Genomic DNA, 24323 nt, shown 5'->3' on the forward strand with positions numbered 1-24323 from the left:
GGAGTTCCTCTCTTGGGGGACTCGAATACGTTAGGCAGGCCGCGCGACGCACGCGGAATCGAGTGTCACACGGCGTCACAGCGACAGGTCGACCGTCTTCACCCGACTCGGATCGACCGCGCACGCCTGTGCCCTGGCCGTGCGTCATCGAACGACACAGTCGGCGACGGCGAGAAACAGTCGGCGACAGCAGGACACAGTCGGCGACAGCAATCGCACCGTGTGTTCTGCTCGACGCACTCGAAAGAGTGTCGGTGCCGTCCGGCACCGATCCAACGACCGGAGACGTCATGAAAACACGAAAGAAAGTCGCACTCGCCACGGCCACCGCGGTACTTCTGTCCTTCTCGCTGCCCGCCGCCGCTCACGCGGCGACAGAGGAGCATCTGTACGCGAACTCGACAGTCGTCGTCACGGATGTGAGGACCGGAGCGATCGTGTATCAGCAGTCGGAGCAGATCCCTGTGGATACGAACAGCACGTCGGCCACGATCGAGGCGCGGATCCCTTCGACCGAATCATCAGCTGCTCCAACTGAGCCGGGCATCATCGCCCCGCGGTCCTCCGTCGGCGGGAATCACGACAACGGTTCGGTCAAGTCGTCGATCACGATCCAGTACACCTTGAAGGGCGATCAGATTCGGACAGAGAAGGTCACGGGCAGCTGGACGCCCGACCCGGGGTTCGGACTCAAAGAGCGGAAGGTGGAGATCTACAGCGGCGGTGGAGTGCCGTCGATCATCAAGAAGGCGCCGACGGCGAACAGCTATAGCTACAACACCGGATGGGGCTTCCAGATCAAGCCACCGCAGAACTCTCTCACCTCCCCACGGGTGCTGGCCGAGGTGCAGTACCAGCTCTCGGGGACGGGCAGTGCGTGGCTGAAGCTGACGCACTGGGTCGACCTGTCCGGTATCTGATCCCGTGGTGAGGAGGGTCCGAGCAGTATTCGCACACTCGGACCCTTCTCTCACCTCACACGCGGAAGCGTGCGGCACACAGCGTCACAGCTGGTGCGAAGAGCGCGGTGCGCGCAACGCCAGCTTTCCCACGTAATGGCTTCGCAGCGCGTGGTGCGCCTGGGCGACCTCGGCCGCGTCGAACACCTGCGCCACGTGCGGGGCTATGAGACTGGACTCGATGACCTCGTTCAGACGCTGCAGCGCCGCTCGGCTGCGGTCGCCGTCGTAGAACGACACACGCTCGACGACCTCGGCCGACGGTGGCGGATTCACACCGTGCGCCCACGCGATGCGCCCCGACGGTGCCACCCCGCGCAGCGCATCCTCGGCCGCCCGACCTCCGGCGGTGACGAGTGCGCCGTCGAGGCCCTCCGGAGCGAAGCTCTCGATGGCCGCCATCACGTCGTCCCGCCTCCCGTCGACGACGACATCGGCGCCGAGGCCCCCGGCCAGCGACACGCCGTCCTGTCCTGAGGCGACCGCGAACACCCGGAGTCCACGGTGTTTGGCGAGCTGCACCGCGAGGTGACCGATCCCTCCGCTCGCGCCGAAGATCATCACGGCGTCTCCGGGGCGCGCATCGATCGTGTCGAGTCCGCTCGTGGCCGTCAGTGCGTCCCAGGCGAGCACTCCGGCCTGCTCGTCGGTCAGCCGCGCGGGCACCGGGGCGACATGCTCCTGGTCGACCACCGCATACTCGGCGTAGAACCCGCCTCGCGGGACGGGGGTCGACGCGGCGTACACCCGATCCCCCGGGGCGAAGCGCGTCACGTCGGCGCCGACCGCCTCGACCGTTCCCGCCCCTTCCCACCCGAGGATGTAGGGGAAGGTCGACGGCACGCCGAAAGCTCCCTCGTAGTGGCCTTCGCGCTCCTCCCGATCCCATGACCCGATGCCGGCGACATCGATGCGGATGAGTACATCACCTTCGCCGACCGCGGGGATCGGAACCGACTGTTCACGCAGCTCCCCCTCGTCGCCGAATCGATCGAGAATGATGGCTCTCATCATGGTGGGCATCGGTCTCCTCGTTCTCAGGCGGATCGTTCTGGCGGGTGCGCGCCGTCGTCTCGATGCGCTCCGACGGCGGTGTCGTCCGCTCGGGTGTTCAGTCGTACTCCTCGATCCCCTGCAGGCGCACCTGCTCGAGGTCGAGTCGGGCGGAGATGCGGCGCACGACGATGTCGTCGACCGTGCCGGCGCCACGCAGCCCGAGGAGGACCTCACGCTTGCGGTCGATCAGGGCGAGCTTGAGTCGCGTGTGCTCCTCATGCCGGATCAGCGGCGAGCGCTGCGCGAGGTCGACATCGGTCGAGGTCGCGATCATCTGCAGCACCGTGCCGTCGGTGCCCTCCCCCTCCGTCGCCTGCGAGGTTCCGCCTCCCGTGGTGGGGTCGTCTCCGATGTCGGCGGTTCCGGCACCGAGGGGGTCGGGCTCGCCGAGCATCTCGTCGAGAGCATCGGCTTCCGCGTCGACGAGGGCCTGCTCGCGGGCCAACGACCGGGCGTTCGCGAACTCGAGCATCTGATAGCCCTCCGACCGCACGCGATCGAGGACTTCCTGACCCACGCCGTGCTCAGCCGCGAGGTCGTCGAGAGCGGCGAGCGCCGCCCCGGAGATCGCCCGCTCGGCGAGTTCGTATTCCTCGTCCTCGACGTGGTCGACGGGGAACCGCGCCCACCGCACGATCGCGGGCAGGAGCGGCCCCTGCACGAGCAGACTCAGCAGGATGACGCCGGCGGTCACGAACACGATCTCATCGCGTCCGTTGATGGCCCCACCCTCTGTGATGCTCGTGGGGACAGACAGCGCGATCGCGAGCGAGACGGCGCCGCGCATACCGGCGACGGTGGAGACGACTCTGGCCCGTGCCCTGGCGCCGCGTGCGGGTCTCGGCCCGGCCTGACGCTGGAACAGCACGTTCACCAGCTGGAACAGGTAGCGCACGGCCAGCAGCGTCGCCCAGACGGCGAGCGTGATGAGCACCAGGCGACCGATCGCCGCCGCGGAGATCTCATGCACGACGTACTGCACCTCGAGCCCGATCAGGACGAACAGGGCGCCGTTGAGCAGGAAGACGCCGAACGGCCACGCCGCGTCGGCCTGCCGCCGGGAAGAGGCCGTCGTGACCCTCGGCGACACGTAGGCGACGATGAGACCCGCGACCACGACCGCCAGCACACCGGAGGCGTGCACCATCTCGGCGACGAGGAACGCCGTGAAGGGAATCAGGAGCAGAGCGACGTTGATCACGATCGTCGACGACGTGCGCCGCAGCAGCAGGTACCCGAGAGCCGCGACGATGACACCGGCCGCGATGCCGCCGACATAGGAGACCAGCACGTCGAGCGTGACCGACAGCGGGGTGATCTGGCCGCCGAGGGCGAGCGACACCGCGATCGCGTACAGCACCAGGGCCGTGCCGTCGTTGGTCAGGCTCTCGGCCTTGAGCTTCATGAACATGCGGCGCGGCAGCAGACGCCCGAGCGCGGCGACGGCCGTGGCATCCGGCGGCGCGACCGCGGCACCCAGGATGAGGGCGATCTCCCACGGCATCCCGAACAGCACTCCGATACCGGCGACCGCGAACGCCGAGGCGACGACCAGCACTGTGCTCATCGGCAGGATGTAGCGGAAGTCACGGCGGATCGACCGCAGAGACGTGGTGAGGCTCTCCCAGAAGAGCATCACCGGCAGGAACAGCAGCAGCACCGTCTCCGGCGGCAGCTGCACTTCGCGCAGCGGAGGCACGAAGCCCAGCAGCAGTCCGAAGATGACGAGGACGAGGGGCAGCGCGAGACGCACGCGCGGGGCGATCAGGGTTCCGACGAGAATCGTGAGTCCGAGCAGGACAGTTACTTCGAGGCCTTCCATCCCTACCTCCCAACAGCGTTGGGAGAAGGATATTCCTCCGTCAGCCGATCTCCTCCGTGAGTTCGAACCAGCGCAGCTCCAGCTCCTCGATCTCGGCCTGCTGGTCGCTGATCTTCTTCATCCGGTCGCCGAGGCCCGCATAGTCGGACTGGTCGTGGTCCGCCAGCGCGGTCTTGGCGGCGTTCACCTGCTGCGTGAGCTTCTGGATGCGCCGCTCGAGGGCGGACACCTCCTTCTGCGCCGTGCGCAGGGCCGCGCCGTCGAGCCCCTTCGCGGCAGCTGTGGCCGTCGCCGTCGCTGCGGCCGTCGCGGTCTGCTTCGACCCGGTGGAGGACTGTAGGTGACGCAGTCGCAGATACTCGTCGACCCCGCCGGGGAGGTGACGCAGGTGACCGTCGAGGATCGCGTACTGCTGGTCGGTGACGCGCTCCAGGAAGTACCGGTCGTGGCTGACGACCAGGAGCGTGCCCGACCAGGAGTCGAGAAGGTCCTCGATCGCGGCGAGCATGTCGGTGTCGAGGTCGTTGGTCGGCTCGTCGAGGATCAGCACGTTCGGCTGGTCGAGCAGCACGAGAAGCAGCTGCAGGCGACGCTGCTGTCCACCCGAGAGATCCTTGACCGGAGTGGAGAGCTGGGCGGAGTCGAACCCGAGCCGTTCGAGCAGCTGCCCTGGCGTGAGGTCCTGCGCCTTGGAGCCGGCCCCCATCGTGTAGGAGGTGCGCAGGCCCGAGATGATCACACGCACCGGGTCGTTCCAGTGCTGGGTGAGCTCGTCGAGCCGCTGTGTGAGGGTCTGCACCTTCACCGTCGTGCCGCGCTTGACCCGTCCGACGGTCGGCTCCACGGTGCCGGAGATGAGGCCGAGCAGCGTCGACTTGCCGGCGCCGTTCACACCGAGGATCCCGGTGCGCTCCCCCGGCGCGATGCGCCACTCGATGTCGCGCAGCACGACCTTCTCGCCGCCGTCCGCCGTCGGGTAGGTCACCCCGACGTCGAGCAGGTCGACCACGTCCTTCCCGAGTCGCGAGACGGCGAGCGACTGCAGCGACACCTTGTCGCGGATCTCGGGGACGTCGGCGATGAGCTCATTGGCCGCGTCGATGCGAAACTTCGGCTTGGCCGTGCGGGCCGGAGCGCCACGGCGGAGCCACGCGAGCTCCTTCTTGGCGAGGTTCTGACGCTTCGCCTCGGTGGCGGCCGCCATCCGGTCGCGCTCGACGCGCTGCAGGATGTACGCCGCGTAGCCGCCCTCGAAGGGCTCGACGATGCGGTCGTGCACCTCCCAGGTCTCGGTGCTGATCTCATCGAGGAACCATCGGTCGTGCGTCACGACCATGAGGGCGCCCGAGTTCGGCGACCAGCGCTTCTTGAGGTGTCCGGCGAGCCAGGTGATCGCCTCGACGTCGAGATGGTTGGTCGGCTCGTCGAGGGCGATGACGTCCCAGTCTCCGGTGAGGAGCTTCGCGAGCGACACCCGACGCCGCTGCCCACCGCTGAGAGAACCGATCTCGGCATCCCACGGGAGGTCGGTGAGCAGCCCTTCGATGACGTCGCGGATCCGCGCATCGCCCGCCCACTCGTACTCCGGGGTGTCGCCGACGACCGCCGCACTGATGGTGAGGTCGTCTGGCAGGTTGTCGGCCTGATCGAGCACGCCGATCCGCGTTCCTCCGCGCACCGTGACGCGTCCAGAGTTCGGTTCCTTGATGCCTGCCAGCATGCCGAGCAGGCTCGACTTGCCGTCGCCGTTGCGGCCGACTATGCCGATGCGGTCGCCCTCCTCGATGCCGAGGGTCACGGAGTCGAAGACGACCCTGGTCGGATATTCGAGGTGGAGGGCTTCAGCCCCGAGAAGATGTGCCATGTTCCTTCCAGGGTAGCCGCGTGCGACGAACCGTCCGGCCGTTGCCCGGAAGGCTGCCTCCGACGGACGTCGCCCGATCTAGGATCGACGGGTGCCAAGGAATCGCCGGGTGTTCTCGCTCATGCTCGACAATCGCAAGGCGAAGCTGATGGAGTCGAAGAGACGACCCGGTCGCTTCGAGCTCAGCGTCGATGGGATTCCGCAGTCCGTCGTCTCGATGACCGATCCCACCGCGCTCGAATACGCCTACATCCAGCACATCGCCAGAGCGATGGACGCCGCGGCGGAGCCCGGTGCCCCGCTGTTCACCGTGCATCTGGGCGCCGGAGCACTCACGCTGGCTCGCTACGTCGCGGCCACGCGTGCCGGGTCCCCGCAGCTCGCGGTGGAGTTCGAACCCGCCCTCTACACCGCGGTGGTCGCCGCCCTGCCGCTGCCCTCCGGCACCGATCTGCGCGTCATCTTCGGCGATGCGCGAGCGGTCGCAGACGCGGATCTCCCCGACGAGAAGCGCTCGTCGGCGCCCTCGTCCTCTGTCCCCGCGGTCGCCGCGGCTGCAGCGGAGAGCACCGCGATCGACACCGACTGGGTGGATGCGCAGTTCACAGTCGTGGATCTGTGGGATGCCGCGGTCATCCGACATCGTGTGGCCAGCCAGGAGTTCTACCGCCGCGTCGCCGCACGCTCCGCCGCGGCGGGCGTCGTGGCCGTGAACCTGCTCGACGGGCACCCGTTCGAGTACTCACGGCGACAGGCGGCCACCCTGCGCACCGTGTTCGACCACGTCGCCGTCGTCCTCGACGCCGAACCGGAGGATGATGAAGGGCCACTGGGCAACGTCGTCATCTTCGCGAGCGACGAGCCGCTGAGCATCGTGACGATCCCCGAGCTTCTCGGCCCGCCACGACCTCATATGCTCCACGACGATTCTCTGACGTCGTGGATCGCCGAAGCGCGCATCATGACCGACGCCGACGGCACGGACTCCCCCGACCCCGACGATCCGATCTGGGACTAGCCCCGGCGCGACCGCCTCGTCAGCCCGCCTCGTCAGCCCGCCTCGTCAGCCCGTCTCGGTCGCTGCATCGGCCGAGACCGCCGGTGCGGTGACCGACCCCGCCGTGCGGAGGAACACGATGATCCAGCTGAAGATCAGCACGGCGGCGATCAGCTCGACAGCGGTGAGGTTGTAGTAGCCGACCGCGAAGAAGGCCGCGAGCAGGATGATTACCAGCACGTAGATCCACCCGAAGACCACGAACACACGAGGGATGGTCGGCAGGAACCACGGCAGGCCGACCACGACGATCCCGAACACCACGGTCATACCCGTCGCGACGGTGTTGTGCAGGAGGAAGAACTCGTCCACCGGGAAGATACCGACGCACGCGAGGAAGATGCCCATCAGGATCAGTCCGCCGCGCACCATGAAGCGTCCTCGCCGTTCCTCCGGGCTCTCGGCCGGGAGCCCCGCGGTCGCGTAGCGGGAGATCGTCGTGATCATCACCCCGGCGATGACCAGCGTCACATTGAACGCGACCGATGCGCTGTTGGTGCTCATGCCGAGCGCTGACAGGTTGTCGCGCCACCAGTGCACGTCGCTGGAGGCGAGCATGCTGGCGAATGCGCCGACCACGAGGAAGACGGCGAGCACCAGCGACAGCACCATCGGGGTCAGGGCGACGGCACTGAGGAAACAGACGTATCCGGTCAGCGCGAAGGCGACCGCCACCAGGATGGCGCCGGGGAACGGGAACACCGGGGCATCGGTGAAGCTCCGCTCGAGGAGCTCGGCGACGCCGAGCCAGCCGAGGTACGCGATGGCCGCGTGGGCGAAGGCGATGGCGGTGAGGTCGTACCACCGCAGCCGATCCCCCGGCACGCTGAAACCGTCGCGCGCCGCGCGGGGGTCGGGCTGCGCGGGGCGTACGGCGACGCGCCCGAGGGTGAAGGCGATGACGGCGGTGATCGCGCCCCCGTACGCCGCGAAGACTCCGATCGAGCCGCTGCCGCTGATCGCCAGGTCGTGGCCCCAGAAGACCGGGAGTCCGATCAGGAATCCTGCGACGAAGAAACCGGCGCCGACGATCAGCGCCGTCGCCTCGAAGACGGCCTCCGCCGTCGCCGGGCCGCGCACCTGACGCAGCACCTGCATCACCCTGCTCGCGAGTGCGTTCATCCTCGTCCTTCCCGGTCCACATCCTAGAAGCCGCGCACGCCGCGCACCGGCCTGCGCGCGCCCGTGCGTTCGTCGCGTGTGCGACTAGCCTGGACGGGTGACCCAGACCATCGCCGCCCGCGCCGCCCTCCTCGACATGGACGGCACCCTCGTCGACTCGACCGCCGTCGTGGAACGGCTGTGGCTCGCATGGGCAGAGCCGCACGGCATCGATCCGGAGACGGTGCTGCGCACCGTGCACGGGCGACAGGGCCATCAGAGCATGGCCATCATGCTTCCGGAGCGCGATCATGCGATCAACCTCCACGAGAACGACATCATGCTCGCGAACGAGGCGGGTGACGTCGACGGAGTGATCGAGATCCCCGGCGCACGTGCGCTGCTCGATGCGCTGCGGACTTTCCCACACGCGATCGTCACCTCCGCGAACGTCGCACTCATGACCGCACGGATGCGGGCCGCGGGCCTCACCGTTCCCGCACAGAAGGTCACGGCCGAGGATGTGTCCGCCTCCAAGCCCGACCCCGAAGGGTTCCTCCGCGCGGCAGAACTGCTCGGGATCGCTCCGGCGGATTGTGTCGTGTTCGAAGACTCCGGTGCGGGCATCCAGGCGGGCCTCGCTGCGGGAATGCGCGTCGTCGGCGTGGGCACGCACGCCGCGGCCCACCACCCGACCGTCCTGGTCACCGACCTCTCCCAGGTCGCTGTCTCCCCCACGGCCGACGGGTTCGAGCTCACGATCGGCTGACGTCGCCCGCTCCTCCCCCGACCCTTCACGATCCGCCCGCGCCGCTACGATGAGGCGATGCGACGTTTCCCCGCCTCGGTCTACGAAACCGGTGAGGAGCCCGATCCGCGCTTCTCCCTCGCGAACGAGCGGACGTTTCTCGCCTGGACGCGCACCGGGCTCGCGCTGATCGCCGGTGGCGTCGCCCTCGAGGTGCTCGGCCTCGACCTCCACGCCGGCTTCCGTCTCGCAGCCTCGCTGGTGCTGATCGTCACCGGCACTGCCGTCGCACCGCTGGCCTGGTGGGAGTGGATGCGCGCCGAACGTGCGATGCGTCGCTCCCGCCCACTGCCCGGAGCATTCTCTGCCGTGGTGCTCGCGATCGTGGTGACGGTCGTCGGCCTGCTCGTCCTGGCCGGGGTGCTCTGGCGGTGACGGCTCGCAGGTCGGATGCCGGACGACCGGATGCTCCGGGGCCACACGCACAGGGGCCTGTCGATCCGGGCCTGCAACCCGAGCGCACCGAACTCGCCTGGCGCCGCACGGCCCTCGCGATCGCCATCGGCTCGCTGGTGTCGCTGCGCATCTTCCCTCTGCTGCTACCGCCCGCCTTCACCGCGTGGGGGTTCGTCCCCGGTGCTGTCGGCCTCGTGGCGGCCTGCGCCCTCTGGTTCGCGGCACGTCGACGTCAGCTGCGGATGACCGCATGGCTGCACTCGACGCTTCCGGGCGCGACGCCGCCCGGCTCGGCGCGGATCACGGCGCCCGGCGGAGGGCTGCTCGTCGCCCTCACCGCTCTCGCAACGGCATTCGGGGTCCTGTGCATCGGGATCGTCGTCGTATCGTCGTTCGTTCAGTTCCGCGGATAGTCCTCGAAGATCAGCGTCGTCCTCGTCGAGCGGATCGAGGGGATCGCCTGGATGTCCTCCAGCACGATGCGACGCAGATCGCGGGCGTCGTTCGCGCGCACCAGCAGGATCACGTCGAAGTCGCCACCGACCAGCGCCATGTGCTCGATCTCGGGTATCGAGCGCAGCCGTTCGCTCACCGACTGCCAGGTCGCCTGCTCGATCGCGAGAGTCACGTAGGCACTGGCGTGGTGCCCGAGCAGCACAGGGTCGGTGCGCACCGTGTACCCCGTGATGACGCCTGTGTCGGTGAGCCGTTTGATCCTCGCGTGCGCACCGGCGCGCGAGATGTGCACGGCATCCGCGATCGCGGTCATCGACGCGCGCGCATCCTGACGCAGTTCCTCGAGGATTGCCCGATCCGTCTCATCCAGAGCGACCATGCGACCCCTTCCTCGATGCAGAATTTCTGACACTTCGCTCAAGAATGCCTCATGCGACGAGCTTTCATCCACGATTCCGCAAAAGATCTTGGATGAGTGACGCCCCAGAGGCATGCTGTCCTCATCGAGTTCGGCAAGGAGGGCGAACGCATGCTGCACACCGACCTGCTCCCGCGCGACACCGCGGTGCAACTGATCGACGAAGACGGAACGGCCGTCGCCGACGAGCGGTATGCGCTCCCCGATTCGGACACGCTGCTCGCGGCGTACCGCGGGCTCGTCGAGGGCCGGCGCATCAACGATCAGGCCGGAGCCCTCGTGCGCCAGGGCCGCCTCGCCGTCTACCCGTCGTCGCACGGGCAGGAAGCCTGCCAGGTCGGTGCCGCCATGTCGCTCGGCGCCACGGATTGGCTGTTCCCCACCTATCGCGACTCGGTCGCCGTCATCGCGCGCGGTGTCGACCCCGCCGATGCGATGGTGCTCCTCAAGGGCGACTGGCATTCGGGGTACGACGTGCGCGCCCACCGCGTCGCCCCGCAGGCCACTCCGCTCGCCACCCAGCTGCTGCACGCCGTCGGCTTCGCCCAGGCGGCGAAGCATCGGGGCGAGGACACGGTCGTCCTCGCGCTCTGCGGCGACGGCGCCACCAGTGAGGGCGACTTCCACGAAGCCATGAACTTCGCCGCGGTGTTCCACGTCCCCGTGGTCTTCTTCGTGCAGAACAACGAGTTCGCGATCTCGGTCCCGCTCTCTCGCCAGACGGCCGCCCCCTCGCTCGCCCACAAGGCCATCGGCTACGGGATGCCCGGGCAGCGGGTCGACGGCAACGACGTCGCCGCCGTGGTCGCCGTGCTCGACGAGGCCATGTCTCGCGCCCGCGCCGGCGGAGGGCCGAGCCTCGTCGAGGCGCACACGTATCGGATGCAGGCGCACACCAACGCCGACGACGACACCCGCTACCGGGAGCGCGACGAGGTGCAGGCCTGGATCGCCCGTGACCCGCTGCTGCGCCTTCGGGCGCACCTGACCGCCACCGGCGCGCTCGACACCGCGACCGAGGAGCGCTTCGCCTCGGGAGCCGAGGAGATCGCCGCAGCGATGCGGACCGCGTTGAACACCGACGCCGACCTCGACCCCGAAGACCTGTTCCGCTTCGTGACCGAGACCCGATCCTCTCAGCTCGACGAGCAGTGGGACCTGCTGCGCGGCGAGATCGAACGGTCGCGTCTCACCGATGCCGGAGCCGATGCCGGAGCCGGAGCCGGAGCCGGAGCCGCGATGAACGGAGCACGCCGATGACGATCGCACAGGACGACACCCGCACCGAGAGCGAAGCCGCCACGGTGACGACGATGACGATGGCCGCCGCGTTGAACCGTGCCCTGGCCGATGCCATCGAGTCCGATCCCGATGTCGTGGTGTTCGGCGAAGACGTGGGCGCGCTGGGCGGTGTCTTCCGCATCACCGACGGTCTCACCGCCCGGTTCGGCGAAGAGCGCTGCTTCGACACCCCGCTCGCGGAATCCGGCATCGTCGGCACCGCTGTCGGCATGGCCATGAACGGCCTTCGTCCCGTGGTCGAGATGCAGTTCGATGCGTTCGCCCTCCCCGCCTTCGAGCAGGTCGTCAGCCACGTCGCCAAACTCGGCAACCGCACCCGGGGCGGCATGCGGATGCCGTTGGTGATCCGCATCCCCTTCGGCGGCGGCATCGGCGGGGTGGAGCATCACTGCGACTCGTCCGAGGCCTACTACGCGCACACGCCCGGCCTCACGGTCGTCAGCCCGTCCACTCCGCAGGATGCCTACTCGCTGCTGCGTGCGGCGATCGCCTCCCCCGACCCTGTGGTCTTCCTCGAACCGAAGAAGCTCTACTGGGCCAAGGGCGAGGTCGACACCTCGGTCACCGCCGACCTGGGAACGGCCCGAATCGCCCGTGAGGGTTCCGACGTGACGCTCCTGGCATACGGGTCATCGGTTCCGCTCGCGCTCGACGTCGCCGACGTCGCCGCCGCCGAGGGGCGCAGCGTGCAGGTCGTCGACGTGCGCTCGCTCTCGCCGTTCGACGATGCGACGGTGACGGCCGCCGTGAAGTCGACCGGCCGCGCCGTGGTCATCGCCGAGGCCCCGGGATACGTGAGCGTCGCATCCGAGATCCAGGCTCGCGTCTTCGAGCGCTGCTTCGAGTACCTCGCAGCTCCCGTGCGCCGGGTGACCGGCTTCGACACGCCGTATGCCCCGCCGAAGCTCGAGCACTGGTACCTGCCCGACGTCGATCGCGTGCTCGACGCGATCGACACGCTGCACTGGGAGGACGACGCATGAGCACCCCGCTGAAGCCGCACGCTGGCACGCAGGTGTTCCTCCTGCCCGACCTCGGCGAAGGCCTCACCGAGGCCGGACTCGTGCAGTGGCTCGTGTCGGTGGGAGACACCATCACGACCGATCAGCCGATCGCCGAGGTCGAGACCGCGAAGAGCATCGTCGAGCTGCCGTCGCCGTTCGCCGGCATCGTCACCGCGCTGCACGGCACCGCCGGCGACACGATCGACGTCGGTGCCCCCGTGCTCGAGGTGGCGGACTCCCTGCCGTCTCCGGCCGCGCCCACCGCCGAACCGGCGCAGCCCGAGCACGAGGCCTACCGCGAAGAGGAGCGCGCGGGTTCGGGGAACGTGCTCATCGGCTACGGCACCACCGCGCGTCCCACCATGGGGCGACGCCGTCCGTCAGCCGCCTCGGTGTCTGCGCCTCGGTCACCGGCGACAGCATCGACCCCCACGCCGACCGCGGTCCCTTCCGCCCCGAGCACCCCCGAGACTCCTCCTCCGTCGCGATCGGCCGACCGCAGACCTGTCGCTGTCCGCTCCCCGCTCGTTCGCAGACTCGCTCGGGACCTCGGTCTCGACGTGCACTCGATCGCCGCGACCGGCACCGACGGCGCCGTGACGCGCGCAGACGTGCTGCGGGCCGCCGTCGAGAACGCCGTCGACACTGCCGTCGACGCTGCCGTGGACAGTGCCGCCGCGCACCATGACGGCTCCACCGCAGGCGTCGGCACGCCCGGACACCCGCTCGCCGAGACGGTCGACGGCCTCGGGGTGCTCTCCCGCGAGCGGATGTCGCCGTTGCGTCGGGCTGTGAGCGCGAAGCTCACCCGCAGCCGATCCGAGATCCCCGAAGCCACCGTCTGGGTCGACGTCGATGCCACCACGCTGTGGGACCTGCGTTCGCAGATGGCACCGGAGGGAGGCAAGGCTCCGTCGGTGACCGCGCTCCTCGCACGTTTCGTCCTGCTCGCCCTCGAGGACTATCCCGTGCTCGCATCGCGCCTCAACGAGAGCGGGGACGAGATCATCTCGTTCGACGGCGTGAACCTCGGCATCGCAGCAGACACCGAACGGGGGCTCCTTGTTCCGGTGCTCCCCCGCGCGCACGCGCTCACGGTCGCGCAGCTCGACACGGCACTGCGCGAGCTCACCGCCACGGCGCGCTCCGGGACGATGCCGCCGGAGCGCCTGCGGGGATCGACGTTCACCCTCAACAACTACGGCGGCCTCGGGGTCGATGGATCGGCCGCGATCATCAACCACCCCGATGTGGCGATCCTCGGCATCGGGCGGATCATCGAGCGACCGTGGGTCGTGGACGGGGCGATCGTGGCGCGCCGGATCGTGCAGCTCTCCCTCGCGTTCGACCACCGGGTGTGCGACGGCGGCTACGCCGCGGGCTTCCTGCGGCGGGTGACCGAGCTCATCGAGCATCCGCTGCGCGCGTTCGGGAGGGTCTGACGGAGAAGTCCTGGATTCTCGATTCCGCGGATGACGATGCGCTACGCTCGGCAATTACTGACCGACCATTCGGTCATGAATAACCGGAGTGCTTCATCGCCCTCTCCCCTCGGAATCGCAGAACAACGGAGTTCGCATGACGTCAGCAGTGTCCGACCGCACCTCGTCCGCACGAATGCCCGCCGAAGAACGGAGGGTGCTCGCCGGCACCCTCGTCGGCACGTCGATCGAGTGGTACGACTTCTTCATCTACGCCCAGGCCGCAGGGCTGGTCCTCGCGCCCCTGTTCCTCGCCCCCATCGCCGAGGAGAGTCCCGGCTTCGCGCAGGTGCTCTCCTTCGCCACGATCGGCATCTCGTTCCTCTTCCGCCCCCTGGGGGCGATCGTCGCCGGCCACCTCGGCGACAAGCTCGGGCGCAAGAAGATGCTCGTGCTCACACTCATCATGATGGGACTGTCCACGTCTCTGATCGGTCTCCTGCCGACGTACGCGGCCATCGGCGTGGCCGCGCCCATCCTGCTCATCCTGCTCCGCATCGTGCAGGGGTTCTCCGCGGGTGGCGAGTGGGGCGGCGCGGCATTGATGGCAGTCGAGCATGCACCGAACAACCGACGAGGGCTCTTCGGGGCCTTTCCGCAGATCGGCGTGCCTGTCGGCATGATCCTCGCGACCTCGACACTGTGGGTGCTCACCAGCTCGATGTCGCCGGAGGCCTTCCTCGAGTGGGGGTGGCGCATCCCGTTCCTGCTCTCGATCGTGCTCATCGCTGTCGGTTACGTGATCCGTCGCGCGGTCGACGAGAGCCCGGTCTTCGAGGATCTGCGACGTCGCCGCAAGGAGGCCTCCGCCCCGCTGAGCCGCCTGTTCCGCCAGAACACCAAGCAGGTCGTTCTCACCGCGATCATCTTCATCGCGAACAACGCGGCGGGCTATCTGCTCATCGCCTTCTTCGCGACCTACGCCGTCACGACGCTGGGCATGGAACGTCCGCCGGTGCTGCTGGCGACGACACTCGCCTCGTTCGGCTGGCTCATCTTCACCCTGTGGGGCGGACATCTCTCCGATCGACTCGGCCGCATCCGCACCTTCCAGATCGGCTACGTGGCGCTCGCGCTCTGGGCGGTGCCGATGTGGTTCCTGATCGATACCGCGAACATCCTCTGGTACTTCGTGGCGCTGTTCGTGATGACGTTCGCCCTCGGTTTGTCGTACGGCCCTCAGGCCGCCCTCTACGCGGAGATGTTCCCCGCGAACGTGCGCTACTCGGGCGTCTCGATCGGGTATGCCCTCGGGGCCATCCTCGGCGGAGCCTTCGCACCGATGATCGCCGAGGCTCTGATGAACCAGTTCCACGCGGCATGGACAATCGGCATCTACATCGCCGTGGCCGCCGTGATCTCGCTCATCGGCGTCTCGCTCGTCAAAGAGACGAAGGGCGTGGATCTGCACACCTGACGAGCCGATCGACGACGCGGGATCGCGGTGGTCACCGCGCCTGTGCCATAATTACCGGACGATCGGTCAGTAATTCGGGCCGATCGTCCGGACAGACCGATCAGCCGGACGACGGTCGCCGTCGAGACAACGAAGTCAGGAGTTCCGCATGACCGAGGCATATCTCGTCGGAGGCGTACGCACCCCGGTCGGACGCTACGGCGGCGCCCTCGCCTCCGTGCGCCCCGACGATCTCGCATCGATCGTCGTGCGCGAAGCGGTGCGGCGCGCGGGGATCGACCCCCTGCAGGCGGAGATCGACGAGGTGATCCTCGGTGCGGCCAACCAGGCCGGGGAAGACAACCGCAACGTCGCCCGGATGGCCGTCCTGCTCGCGGGCCTCCCCGACACCGTGCCCGGCATCACGGTCAACCGGCTGTGCGCCTCCGGGATGTCGGCCGTCACGATGGCAGCGCAGGCGATCCGCGCCGGTGATGCCGACCTCATCGTCGCCGGCGGCGTCGAGTCGATGACACGCGCCCCCTGGGTGCAGGCCAAACCGGAGAAGGCCTGGGCGAAGCCGGGCGCTGCTTTCGACACCTCGATCGGCTGGAGATTCCCGAACCCCCGCCTGCTCGCACGAGAGAAGGCGACGTTCACGATGCCGGAGACCGCAGAGGAGGTCGCTCGCGTCGACGGCATCACCCGCGACGAAGCGGATGCGTTCGCACTGCGATCGCAGCAGCGCGCCGCCGCGGCGATCGCCGATGGACGCTTCGAGGCGGAGATCGTCGGCGTCCCCCTCGACGCCGCCGTCAGCGCCGGTGCGGAGGTCCGCGTGGACGAGGGCCCCCGTCCGGAGACGACCCTCGAGGGACTTGCGCGCCTGCGTCCCGTCGTGGCCGGCGGTCAGGTCGTCACCGCCGGCAACTCCAGCGCCCTCAACGACGGTGCTTCCGCCATCACGGTCGCGAGTGCGGAGGCCGTGGAACGCTACGGTCTGGTCCCGCGCGCCCGCATCGTCACCGGCACCAGCGCGGGCCTCGCTCCCGAGATCATGGGCCTCGGCCCGGTTCCTGCGACGCAGAAGGCGCTGCGACGGGCCGGGCTCTCCATCGACGACATCGGCTCGATCGAGCTCAACGAGGCGTTCGCCACGCAGTCCATCGCCAGCATCCGACGCCTCGGCCTCGACGAGGCGCGCGTGAACGCCGACGGTGGGGCCATCGCCCTCGGCCATCCGCTCGGCTCCTCCGGATCCCGCCTGCTCGTCACCCTCCTCGGCCGCATGGAGCGCGAAGGCTCTCGGTACGGACTCGCCACCATGTGCGTCGGCGTGGGGCAGGGCGCAGCCGTGATCGTGGAGAAGGTCTGATGGCCGCCGGCCCCCTCGCCAGCGGACCGCTCGTCGTCGAGCGTCACGACGACCGCGTGGTGGCGACGCTCCACCGACCGCACAAGCGCAACGCGATCGACCAGGCCACGATCGACGCGATCCACGTGCTGTGCGCCGAACTCGAAGCCGTGCCGCGCCCGCTGATCCTCACCGGGGCCGGAGGAGTGTTCGCCGCGGGCGCCGACATCGCCGAGCTGCGCGAGCGCCGTGCGGCCGATGCGCTTCGTGGGATCAACGCCCACGCGTTCATCCGGCTGGCCGAGCTGCCGATGCCGGTCATCGCCGCGATCGACGGGTACGCCCTCGGTGGAGGAGCCGAACTCGCCTATGCCGCGGACATCCGCATCGCCTCGCCATCGCTCGCCATCGGCAACCCCGAGACCGGGCTGGGCATCCTCGCCGCAGCGGGGGCAGGGTGGCGCCTGAAGGAGATCATCGGAGACGCCAGGGCCATCGAGCTGCTGCTCACCGGTCGCACCGTGAAGGCCGATGAGGCGCTGCGCATCGGTCTCGTATCGGCGATCCATGAGACCGCGGAGCTTCTGCCCGCCGCCCACGCCCTCGTCGATCGCATCGCCCGCAATGACCGTGCAGCCACCATCGCGACCAAGCGTGTCTTCCGCGCGCCGCGCGACCACCACCCCGCCGTCGACCTGGAAGCGCAGGCCGAGCTCTTCGAGAGTCCGGAGAAGTTCCGGCGGATGACCGACTTCCTGGAGCGGAGAGACCGATGACCGAGAGCAGTTCCCCGGCCCCGCGACACGTGGGGGTGCTCGGCGGCGGACGCATGGGCGCCGGGATCGCCCACGCATTCCTGCTGGCAGGATCCCGCGTCACCGTCGTCGAACGCGATGCCGATGCGGCCAGATCGGCATCGGCCCGCGTGCTCGAATCCGTCGACTCCTCGATCGCCAGAGGCACGGCGGGCGAATCCGTCGACCGGTACCGGGAGCGTCTCGCCACGGGCACGGATACGGCGCTGTTCGCGTCGTGCGCGCTCGTCGTCGAGGCGGTGCCGGAAGACCTCGCCCTCAAGATCGATGCGCTCCGACGCGTCGAGGCGGCGATCACGCCCGACGCGGCGATCGCCTCGAACACCTCCTCCATCTCTATCGATGAGTTGGCCGCCGTGCTCGATCACCCCTCACGCTTCCTCGGCATGCACTTCTTCAACCCCGTGCCGGCCTCCGCGCTCGTCGAGATCGTGCGGGGTGCGACCACGGCTCCCCCGCTCGTCGATTCCGCCCGCAGCTGGGTGGAGGCGCTGGGCAAGACGCCGATCGTGGTGGCAGATGCCCCCGGATTCGCGTCCTCCCGACTCGGCGTCGCCGTCGGCCTCGAGGCGATCCGCATGCTCGAGGAAGGCGTCGCCTCCGCCGAGGACATCGACGCCGCGATGACGCTCGGATACAAGCACCCGGTCGGCCCGCTCCGGCTCACCGACATCGTCGGCCTCGACGTGCGGCTCGGCATCGCCGAGTACCTCGCCGCGCATCTGGGCGAGCGCTTCGAACCTCCCGCCCTGCTGCGTCGACTGGTCGCCGAGGGACACCTCGGCCGCAAGAGCGGACGCGGCTTCTACGAATGGGACGCCTCATGAAGGGAACCCTCATGAAGGGAACCCTCATGAAAGGAACCCACATGAAAGGAACAGAGATGATCGAGACCCTCCCCAGCTACGTCCAGGGAGAGTGGTGGACGCCGTCGTCCGACGCGAAGACCACCGAGGTCCGGGATGCGTCGACGGGTGAGGTCGTGGCCCGTGTCTCGACCGAGGGACTCGATCTGGGCGCCGCCCTCGAGCACGCCCGCACCGTGGGCCAGGTCTCGCTGGGAGAGCTCACCTTCCATCAGCGTGCCGTGCGCCTCAAGCAACTGGCTCTCGCCCTGACGGAGCGCAAGGCCGAGCTGTACGAGCTCTCCAGCCGCACCGGTGCCACGGCGCAGGATTCCTGGGTGGACATCGACGGCGGGATCGGCGTGCTGTTCGCGTACTCGAGCAAGGGCCGACGCGAGCTGCCGAATGCGAAGGTGTATGTCGACGGAGGCGTGGAGAACCTGTCCAAGGACGGCTCCTTCCTCGGCCGCCACATCTACACGCGGCTGCGCGGCGTCGCCGTGCAGATCAACGCCTTCAACTTCCCGGTCTGGGGATCGCTCGAGAAGTTCGCGCCCGCGTTCCTCGCCGGCGTCCCGACCCTGGTGAAACCCGCCACCCCCACCGGGTACCTCGCCGAAGCCATGGTGCGCGTGATGGTGGAGTCGGGGCTCCTTCCCGACGGCTCGCTGCAGCTCGTCTCGGGCAGCGTGCCCGGTCTCTTCGACGAGCTGCGGCTGGGCGACCTCGTGGCCTTCACCGGTTCGGCATCGACGGCCGAGCAGCTGCGCGCTCACGATTCCGTGCAGACGGGAGGTGTGCGCTTCACGAGCGAGACCGATTCGATCAACGCCTCGATCCTCGGGACGGATGCCGTCTCCGGCACGCCCGAGTTCGACGCGTACGTCAAGCAGCTCGTCGCCGAGATGACCACCAAGGCCGGCCAGAAGTGCACGGCGATCCGCCGCGCGATCGTGCCGACGACTGCCGTCGACGACGTCATCGCCGCAGTCCGGGAACGCCTCTCGACACGTGTCGTCCTCGGCGACCCCCGCGCCGAGGGCGTGACGATGGGTCCGCTCGCCTCGATCGCGCAGCGCGAGGAGGTGCTGCGTCAGGTCGGCCGCCTGCAGGCCGGCGGAGGAGAGCTCGTGATCGGCACGACCGATGCACCGACCGTCCGGCACGGCGACGGCAGCGAAGGGCCGGCCCCCGACGGTGCGTTCGTGGCGCCGATGCTGCTGCGGTTCCCCGACCCGGAAAGCGCGGCGGTCAACGAGATCGAGGCGTTCGGCCCGGTGTCGAGCATCGTCGGCTACCGCACCCTCGATGAGGCGAGCGCCCTCGTGGCCCGGGGCGGAGGGTCGCTCGTGACGAGTGTGGCCACGCACGACCCCGAGGTCGCTGTCGCACTCGCGACCGGCATGGCCGCGTACAACGGGCGCGTGCTCTTCCTCGATCGCGATGATGCGCGCAGCTCGACCGGGCACGGTTCCCCGCTCCCGAACCTCGTGCACGGCGGCCCCGGGCGCGCGGGCGGAGGCGAGGAGCTCGGCGGCATCCGCGCCGTGCTGCACCACATGCAGCGCACCGCGGTGCAGGGCTCGCCCGAGATGATGACCGCCCTCACCGGCGTCTGGCATCAGGGAGCGACCTCACGCCCGTACGAGCAGAGCGACGGAGTGCATCCCTTCCGCAAGTCGCTGGCCGAGCTCCATGTGGGCGACCAGGTGGCGAGCGGTTCCCGCACCGTCACCCTCGAGGACATCGAGACGTTCGCCGCATTCACCGGCGACACGTTCTACGCCCACATGGATGAGACCTCGGCCGCAGCGAACCCGTTCTTCCCGGGACGCGTCGCCCACGGCTATCTGCTGGTGTCGTGGGCTGCGGGGCTCTTCGTCGACCCGGCGCCCGGCCCCGTGCTCGCCAACTCCGGGCTCGAGAACCTGCGGTTCGTGACGCCGGTCTCCCCCGGCGACGACATCCGCGTCGAGCTCACCGCCAAGCAGATCACTCCGCGGGAGACCGACGAGTACGGGGAGGTGCGCTGGGATGCCGTGCTGAAGAACCAGCACGACGACATCGTGGCCACCTACGATGTGCTCACGCTGGTCGCGAAGGAGAAGGCGCAGGTCTGACGGCGGCGTCGCAACGACCGCCGGATCCCGGTCAGACGGCAGGGACTCCGGCGTCGTCGTTCGTGCGCAGCCCGTCGAGGGCGATCGCGACCACGTCGTCGGCGAGACGGTCGGCGCCCTCGCGCCCCCCGGGTCGGTACCACTCGACGATCGAGTTAATCATCCCGAACACGAGACGCGCGACCACGCTCGCATCGATGTCGGCACGCAACGCGCCCTCGCTCTGCGCCTCCGACACCAGCGCGGTGATCCGACGGTCGAAGGCCCGACGGCGGATCAGCGCCTTGCGCTCCACGTCGGTGTTGCCCCGTACGCGCAGCAGCAGCGTCACGGCCGGCAGCTGCTCCACGAGCACACGGACGGCACCGCGCAGCACATGCTCGAGGCGGTCCACCGCGTTCGAGGCCTCCGGTCCATCCTCCGATTCCGGAAGCGGGTTCTCGACCACGGCTTCCAGGCCGCTGAGCGCCGCGTCGAGCGCGAGGTCGAGGATCTCGTCCTTCGATCCGAAGTGGTGATAGATCGCCGACTTCGACAGGCCGAGCCGCTCGGCGAGCATGCCGATCGACGTCGCGTCGTACCCGTGCTCGTTGAAGGCGGCGACGGCGACGCCGAGGATCCCCTGCTGGTCGTAGCCGGGGCGGCCGCGTCGTGTGCTCTGCATCTCGGACATCACCCCACAGTCTCGCACCCGATCAGCCGCACAGGCCGGATCGCCGGCCGCGAGGCGATCCGGGTGTCGCCCGTCGTCACCGCAGGTCGTACACCCGCTTGTACTTCCCCTCGCTTCGCGGCAGCGTCCCCGGCTCTTCCAGCTGGACGGCGACCGTCGACCCGACGAAGATCTTGATGCGCTGCGCGAGCACCTCCGCGGCGCTCTGGCAGGTCTCGACGGACAGGTCGGGGTGGCGTTCGATCCGCACCTTCAACGTGTCCATCCGGCCGTCCTTCGACAGCTCGAGGATGAAGTGCGGCGTCAGCTGTTCGATCCCCAGCACCAGCTCCTCGATCTGGGTGGGGAACAGGTTCACCCCACGCAGGATGATCATGTCGTCGTTGCGACCCGTGATCTTCTCCATGCGGCGCATCCCCGCACGCGCGGTCCCTGGCAGCAGACGGGTGAGGTCGCGGGTGCGATAGCGGATCACGGGGAAGGCCTCCTTCGTCAGCGAGGTGAACACGAGTTCGCCGAGCTCCCCGTCCGGCAGCACCGCCCCGCTCTCGCCGTCGATGATCTCCGGCAGGAAGTGGTCCTCCCACAGGTGCGGGCCGTCCTTCGTCTCGAGGCATTCGTTGCCCACCCCGGGCCCCATGACCTCGCTGAGTCCGTAGATGTCCAGAGCGTCGATTCCCAGACGCTGTTCGAGCTCGTGGCGCATCTCGTTCGACCACGGCTCGGCGCCCAGAACAGCGACCTTCAACGACGTGGAGCGCGGGTCGACCCCCTGCGCCGCCATCGCGTCGGCGATCGTGAGCAGATAGCTCGGAGTGCACAGGATCGCATCCGGCTCGAAATCGAGGATCAGCTGCACCTGACGGGCCGTCTGGCCACCGGACATCGGGATGACGGTCGCACCGAGCGCTTCGATGCCCGCGTGCGCGCCGAGTCCCCCCGTGAACAGTCCGTATCCGTAGGCGTTGTGCACCTTCATGCCGGCGCGGATGCCACTCGCCCGCAGCGAACGCGCCACCAGAGAAGCCCACCGGTCGAGATCGCCCCTCGTGTAGCCGACGACCGTCGGCCGGCCCGTGGTGCCGCTGGATGCGTGGATGCGGGCGACGTCGGACATCGGCACCGCGAACATCCCGAACGGATAGGTCTCGCGCAGATCCGCCTTGGTCGTGAACGGCAGCCGCTGCACGTCATCCAGGGTGCGGATGTCATCCGGATGCACACCCGCATCATCGAACTTGCGCGTGTAGAGAGGGACGTTCGCGTACGCATGGCGAACGGTCTGCTGAAGCCGTTCGAGCTGGAGAGCCGCGATCTCCTCGCGACTCATACGCTCTTCGGCGTCGAGCTCGTCGGCTGCGGGAAGGCGGACACGGGAGGGCGTTGCGGTCGTCGTCGACACGAGGGGCTCCGGAGGTGGGGATCAGAGGGTCTGGTTGGTGGTGCGGGAGCGTCCGCGGAACTCGGCGACGGGCTCACCCTGCTCGTCGACCACGCTCACGTCATAGATGCCGGAGCGCCCCGTGCGCGTCCGTCGGACCGCCGTCGCGGTGAGCGTCTGGCCGGACACGGTCGATTTGAGAAAGGAGATGTCCGCACCCGCCGCGACCGTCACCCGGTCATCCTCGTTGCACGCGATCGCGAAGGCGGTGTCGGCGAGGGCGAACACGAAGCCGCCGTGCGTGATGTGGAAGCCGTTCGTCATGTCATCCCGCACGCGCATCGACACGATCGCATGGCCCGGATCGTCGCGTTCGACGACGAGCCCCAGTGCGGCCGATGCGCGGTCACGTTCCATCATGGCTCGATTCGGGCGCACGGCATCCGGCGTCTGCGTCGTCGCTTCCGTCATCGTCGACCTCCTCGTCGAGCGGGTCGGATGCGCACCTGCAGCACCCGATCCGCTCATACTAACCGACCGATCGTTCAGTTAGTCAAACGGAAGCCCCGCCGAGCCTTCCGAGCGCCCCGCCCCCGCGGGGTGAAGCTCAGCCGAAGTCGGGGAGCCGGCGCAGCGTCGCGTCCTCCGTCAGGATTCCGGTGATCACGGCATCCGGGTCCGCGGCGTCGCGATCGACGCGGAACCGGATCGCCTCTCCCTCGCGAGTCGTCCACTGGTACAGGTACTCCCCCGACGACACGATCCTGATCGATGTCCCGCCCGGGAACGCGCTCATGGCTTCGGCCACGGTGTCCCCGATCCTCACATCGCCTGCCGCCGGCAGCGCAGCCGGGTCCTCATGCGGCTCATCCGCGACGTTGGCGAAGCCGACCGAGGCGGCGACCACCACGGTGGCGCCGTCGTCCGTCCAGAGAAGCAACGACGCAGCCCCGTCGGGACTGACGATCCGGGTCTGCCCGCCCGCCCACTCCGACCGGATGACCTCCGCTCCCGGCACCGCCGCGATGGCGTCGTCGAGCTCGGTTCCGAGGACGATCGGTCCGATACCCTCGACGGTCACGTCCCACGTGCTCCACGCGGCTCCGGGGTCGACCGCGGGCGGGGAGGCAGGGGCCTCCGGCGGATTCGCGGTCAGCTCCTCCACCAGCCGCTTCTGGGCGGCGGATGCCTGGTCCCGGAGGAAGGACGCGGCCTGCGCGCTGTCGAAGGCGGCTTCGCCGGAGAACGGCTGCCAGAAGTTCACGAGCACATTGCCGACCGAGGCATACCCCTGGTAGAGACGGTGTCCGCCGCCGAACCCGTCATCGATCACCAGCGACCCCGCGACGGCCCGAACTCCGTCCTCGGACTCCGCCGTGGTCGAATCGAACGTCGACGCGCCGCCCCCGTACGCGAACTGCGCGCACTGCTGAGCGGCGTCGACGTACGTGTCCATGAGCCCCTGCGCCGCCGCCTCGTCGGCGAACTGGAGCACATGCAGCCACCCCTCCCTCTGCTCGGGCACAGCACTGGTCCAGGTGACGGAGCGTGCACCGATCGACGTCAGGGAGGGTTCGTACACCAACGAGCTGCAGATCGCCGGCGAGAGGTCGGGACCACCGCCGTCGGAGACCTGGATCAGGGACGGTGTCGGCGTGCCGACCTCACCGACGTCGGGCAGGATCCTCGCGATATCCTCCGCGCTCGGCAGGAACCAGTCGAGCTCGTCGCCGACGAAGACCGCGGGGCCGGCATAGGGCTCCGGTGCCGATTCGACCGGCGACGGGGTCGGTTTCGGCGTCGTCTGAGGAGCCGGGGTGCATCCGGACAGGGCCACGACGGCCCCCACGGCCAGCAGCCCGAGAGTTGATCGCGAATAGGACCGCAGCGCGGACATGAGCCCTCCGATTGCTCGTGGGTGGCCACTCGCCCCCCTCTCCTCTGAGCTTAGGGGCCGGCCCGCCACAGCGTCACCGAGCGCGCATGTCGATATCAGAATGAAACGGAGAATATGT

At 68.9% G+C, this 24323-nt stretch carries 22 protein-coding genes; 13 read left to right on the plus strand and 9 right to left on the minus strand.

What is annotated here, in order from left to right:
• The first annotated feature begins 290 nt into the window (after positions 1-290).
• Complete coding sequence (locus ACLFA2_RS03090) at positions 291-920, plus strand: hypothetical protein (RefSeq protein ID WP_426622018.1); 630 nt, start codon at positions 291-293, stop codon at positions 918-920.
• Between the two features lie 84 nt (positions 921-1004).
• On the opposite strand, the gene ACLFA2_RS03095 is transcribed toward ACLFA2_RS03090, so the two are convergent.
• The 3 genes from ACLFA2_RS03095 to ACLFA2_RS03105 all read right to left on the minus strand — a co-directional run bounded on the left by ACLFA2_RS03095 (position 1005) and on the right by ACLFA2_RS03105 (position 5701).
• Positions 1005-1982 (minus strand): NADP-dependent oxidoreductase, encoded by a 978-nt coding sequence (locus ACLFA2_RS03095; RefSeq protein ID WP_021198780.1) that lies wholly within the window; start codon positions 1980-1982, stop codon positions 1005-1007.
• Positions 1983-2070: 88 nt separating this feature from the next.
• Positions 2071-3837, minus strand: a complete 1767-nt coding sequence (locus ACLFA2_RS03100) for a Na+/H+ antiporter (protein ID WP_021198781.1) — start codon at positions 3835-3837, stop codon at positions 2071-2073.
• A gap of 40 nt (positions 3838-3877) precedes the next feature.
• Complete coding sequence (locus tag ACLFA2_RS03105) at positions 3878-5701, minus strand: ABC-F family ATP-binding cassette domain-containing protein (RefSeq protein ID WP_021198782.1); 1824 nt, start codon at positions 5699-5701, stop codon at positions 3878-3880.
• A 91-nt stretch (positions 5702-5792) separates the two neighbouring features.
• Here ACLFA2_RS03105 and ACLFA2_RS03110 point away from each other — a divergent pair, with 91 nt between their 5' ends.
• Complete coding sequence (locus tag ACLFA2_RS03110) at positions 5793-6719, plus strand: hypothetical protein (protein WP_136053605.1); 927 nt, start codon at positions 5793-5795, stop codon at positions 6717-6719.
• Between the two features lie 45 nt (positions 6720-6764).
• Here ACLFA2_RS03110 and ACLFA2_RS03115 read toward each other — a convergent pair whose 3' ends face one another.
• Positions 6765-7880, minus strand: coding sequence for a DUF998 domain-containing protein (locus ACLFA2_RS03115; RefSeq protein WP_426622019.1), 1116 nt, complete (start codon positions 7878-7880; stop codon positions 6765-6767).
• Positions 7881-7977: 97 nt separating this feature from the next.
• Between ACLFA2_RS03115 and ACLFA2_RS03120 the strand changes: the two genes are divergently transcribed.
• The 3 genes from ACLFA2_RS03120 to ACLFA2_RS03130 are packed head-to-tail and all read left to right on the plus strand — an operon-like array spanning position 7978 to position 9476.
• Positions 7978-8628: an HAD-IA family hydrolase gene (locus ACLFA2_RS03120; protein ID WP_426622020.1), complete on the plus strand. Its 651-nt coding sequence runs from the start codon at positions 7978-7980 to the stop codon at positions 8626-8628.
• Between the two features lie 57 nt (positions 8629-8685).
• Complete coding sequence (locus ACLFA2_RS03125; protein ID WP_021198786.1) at positions 8686-9042, plus strand: YidH family protein; 357 nt, start codon at positions 8686-8688, stop codon at positions 9040-9042.
• Positions 9039-9476, plus strand: coding sequence for a DUF202 domain-containing protein (locus ACLFA2_RS03130; protein ID WP_426622021.1), 438 nt, complete (start codon positions 9039-9041; stop codon positions 9474-9476). The genes ACLFA2_RS03125 and ACLFA2_RS03130 overlap by 4 nt, the downstream gene beginning before the upstream one ends.
• Here the strand turns inward: ACLFA2_RS03130 and ACLFA2_RS03135 are convergent.
• Positions 9461-9898 (minus strand): Lrp/AsnC family transcriptional regulator, encoded by a 438-nt coding sequence (locus tag ACLFA2_RS03135; RefSeq protein ID WP_347125179.1) that lies wholly within the window; start codon positions 9896-9898, stop codon positions 9461-9463. The two genes, ACLFA2_RS03130 and ACLFA2_RS03135, sit on opposite strands and share 16 nt — an antisense overlap.
• Before the next feature lie 150 nt (positions 9899-10048).
• On the opposite strand from ACLFA2_RS03135, the gene ACLFA2_RS03140 reads away from it, so the two are divergent.
• The 8 genes from ACLFA2_RS03140 (at position 10049) to paaZ (ending at position 20254) form a co-directional block, all read left to right on the plus strand.
• The gene (locus ACLFA2_RS03140) at positions 10049-11197 is read left to right on the plus strand and encodes a thiamine pyrophosphate-dependent enzyme (RefSeq protein WP_167253504.1); all 1149 of its coding nucleotides are present in this window, start codon (positions 10049-10051) and stop codon (positions 11195-11197) included.
• On the plus strand, positions 11194-12222 hold the full coding sequence (locus ACLFA2_RS03145; protein WP_051667895.1) for an alpha-ketoacid dehydrogenase subunit beta: 1029 nt from the start codon (positions 11194-11196) through the stop codon (positions 12220-12222). The genes ACLFA2_RS03140 and ACLFA2_RS03145 overlap by 4 nt, the downstream gene beginning before the upstream one ends.
• Positions 12219-13685 (plus strand): dihydrolipoamide acetyltransferase family protein, encoded by a 1467-nt coding sequence (locus ACLFA2_RS03150; protein ID WP_167253368.1) that lies wholly within the window; start codon positions 12219-12221, stop codon positions 13683-13685. The genes ACLFA2_RS03145 and ACLFA2_RS03150 overlap by 4 nt, the downstream gene beginning before the upstream one ends.
• 136 nt (positions 13686-13821) lie before the next feature.
• Positions 13822-15141 (plus strand): MFS transporter, encoded by a 1320-nt coding sequence (locus ACLFA2_RS03155; RefSeq protein ID WP_167253366.1) that lies wholly within the window; start codon positions 13822-13824, stop codon positions 15139-15141.
• Between the two features lie 148 nt (positions 15142-15289).
• Positions 15290-16495: a thiolase family protein gene (locus ACLFA2_RS03160; RefSeq protein ID WP_426622022.1), complete on the plus strand. Its 1206-nt coding sequence runs from the start codon at positions 15290-15292 to the stop codon at positions 16493-16495.
• Complete coding sequence (locus ACLFA2_RS03165; RefSeq protein ID WP_167253362.1) at positions 16495-17250, plus strand: enoyl-CoA hydratase/isomerase family protein; 756 nt, start codon at positions 16495-16497, stop codon at positions 17248-17250. Before ACLFA2_RS03160 ends, ACLFA2_RS03165 begins: the two co-directional genes overlap by 1 nt.
• Positions 17247-18116, plus strand: a complete 870-nt coding sequence (locus ACLFA2_RS03170) for a 3-hydroxyacyl-CoA dehydrogenase family protein (RefSeq protein ID WP_426622023.1) — start codon at positions 17247-17249, stop codon at positions 18114-18116. The genes ACLFA2_RS03165 and ACLFA2_RS03170 overlap by 4 nt, the downstream gene beginning before the upstream one ends.
• Positions 18117-18172: 56 nt before the next feature.
• A complete protein-coding gene (gene paaZ, locus ACLFA2_RS03175) occupies positions 18173-20254 on the plus strand; it encodes a phenylacetic acid degradation bifunctional protein PaaZ (RefSeq protein WP_021198796.1) in 2082 nt (693 codons plus the stop codon).
• A gap of 31 nt (positions 20255-20285) precedes the next feature.
• Here the strand turns inward: paaZ and ACLFA2_RS03180 are convergent, their stop codons facing one another.
• The 4 genes from ACLFA2_RS03180 to ACLFA2_RS03195 form a co-directional block, all read right to left on the minus strand.
• The gene (locus tag ACLFA2_RS03180) at positions 20286-20927 is read right to left on the minus strand and encodes a TetR/AcrR family transcriptional regulator (protein ID WP_021198797.1); all 642 of its coding nucleotides are present in this window, start codon (positions 20925-20927) and stop codon (positions 20286-20288) included.
• A gap of 76 nt (positions 20928-21003) precedes the next feature.
• Positions 21004-22329: a phenylacetate--CoA ligase PaaK gene (gene paaK, locus ACLFA2_RS03185; protein WP_426622024.1), complete on the minus strand. Its 1326-nt coding sequence runs from the start codon at positions 22327-22329 to the stop codon at positions 21004-21006.
• Between the two features lie 21 nt (positions 22330-22350).
• Positions 22351-22779, minus strand: coding sequence for a hydroxyphenylacetyl-CoA thioesterase PaaI (paaI, locus tag ACLFA2_RS03190; protein WP_021198799.1), 429 nt, complete (start codon positions 22777-22779; stop codon positions 22351-22353).
• Between the two features lie 136 nt (positions 22780-22915).
• Positions 22916-24205, minus strand: a complete 1290-nt coding sequence (locus ACLFA2_RS03195) for a hypothetical protein (protein WP_426622025.1) — start codon at positions 24203-24205, stop codon at positions 22916-22918.
• Positions 24206-24323 lie beyond the last annotated feature (118 nt).

This window comes from Microbacterium sp. As-52, assembly GCF_049949185.1.
Classification (GTDB): domain Bacteria; phylum Actinomycetota; class Actinomycetes; order Actinomycetales; family Microbacteriaceae; genus Microbacterium; species Microbacterium maritypicum_A.

Excerpts from the sequence above, each read along its gene's own strand:
- ACLFA2_RS03105 (WP_021198782.1), bottom strand. The coding sequence starts at position 5,701 with ATGGCACATCTTCTCGGGGCTGAAGCCCTCCACCTCGAATATCCGACC.
- ACLFA2_RS03195 (WP_426622025.1), bottom strand. The coding sequence starts at position 24,205 with ATGTCCGCGCTGCGGTCCTATTCGCGATCAACTCTCGGGCTGCTGGCC.
- ACLFA2_RS03135 (WP_347125179.1), bottom strand. The coding sequence starts at position 9,898 with ATGGTCGCTCTGGATGAGACGGATCGGGCAATCCTCGAGGAACTGCGT.
- ACLFA2_RS03140 (WP_167253504.1), top strand. The coding sequence starts at position 10,049 with ATGCTGCACACCGACCTGCTCCCGCGCGACACCGCGGTGCAACTGATC.
- ACLFA2_RS03145 (WP_051667895.1), top strand. The coding sequence starts at position 11,194 with ATGACGATCGCACAGGACGACACCCGCACCGAGAGCGAAGCCGCCACG.
- ACLFA2_RS03160 (WP_426622022.1), top strand. The coding sequence starts at position 15,290 with ATGACCGAGGCATATCTCGTCGGAGGCGTACGCACCCCGGTCGGACGC.
- ACLFA2_RS03155 (WP_167253366.1), top strand. The coding sequence starts at position 13,822 with ATGACGTCAGCAGTGTCCGACCGCACCTCGTCCGCACGAATGCCCGCC.
- ACLFA2_RS03095 (WP_021198780.1), bottom strand. The coding sequence starts at position 1,982 with ATGCCCACCATGATGAGAGCCATCATTCTCGATCGATTCGGCGACGAG.
- ACLFA2_RS03180 (WP_021198797.1), bottom strand. The coding sequence starts at position 20,927 with ATGTCCGAGATGCAGAGCACACGACGCGGCCGCCCCGGCTACGACCAG.
- ACLFA2_RS03125 (WP_021198786.1), top strand. The coding sequence starts at position 8,686 with ATGCGACGTTTCCCCGCCTCGGTCTACGAAACCGGTGAGGAGCCCGAT.
- ACLFA2_RS03115 (WP_426622019.1), bottom strand. The coding sequence starts at position 7,880 with ATGAACGCACTCGCGAGCAGGGTGATGCAGGTGCTGCGTCAGGTGCGC.
- ACLFA2_RS03100 (WP_021198781.1), bottom strand. The coding sequence starts at position 3,837 with ATGGAAGGCCTCGAAGTAACTGTCCTGCTCGGACTCACGATTCTCGTC.
- ACLFA2_RS03165 (WP_167253362.1), top strand. The coding sequence starts at position 16,495 with ATGGCCGCCGGCCCCCTCGCCAGCGGACCGCTCGTCGTCGAGCGTCAC.
- paaI (WP_021198799.1), bottom strand. The coding sequence starts at position 22,779 with ATGACGGAAGCGACGACGCAGACGCCGGATGCCGTGCGCCCGAATCGA.
- paaZ (WP_021198796.1), top strand. The coding sequence starts at position 18,173 with ATGATCGAGACCCTCCCCAGCTACGTCCAGGGAGAGTGGTGGACGCCG.
- ACLFA2_RS03170 (WP_426622023.1), top strand. The coding sequence starts at position 17,247 with ATGACCGAGAGCAGTTCCCCGGCCCCGCGACACGTGGGGGTGCTCGGC.
- ACLFA2_RS03090 (WP_426622018.1), top strand. The coding sequence starts at position 291 with ATGAAAACACGAAAGAAAGTCGCACTCGCCACGGCCACCGCGGTACTT.
- ACLFA2_RS03150 (WP_167253368.1), top strand. The coding sequence starts at position 12,219 with ATGAGCACCCCGCTGAAGCCGCACGCTGGCACGCAGGTGTTCCTCCTG.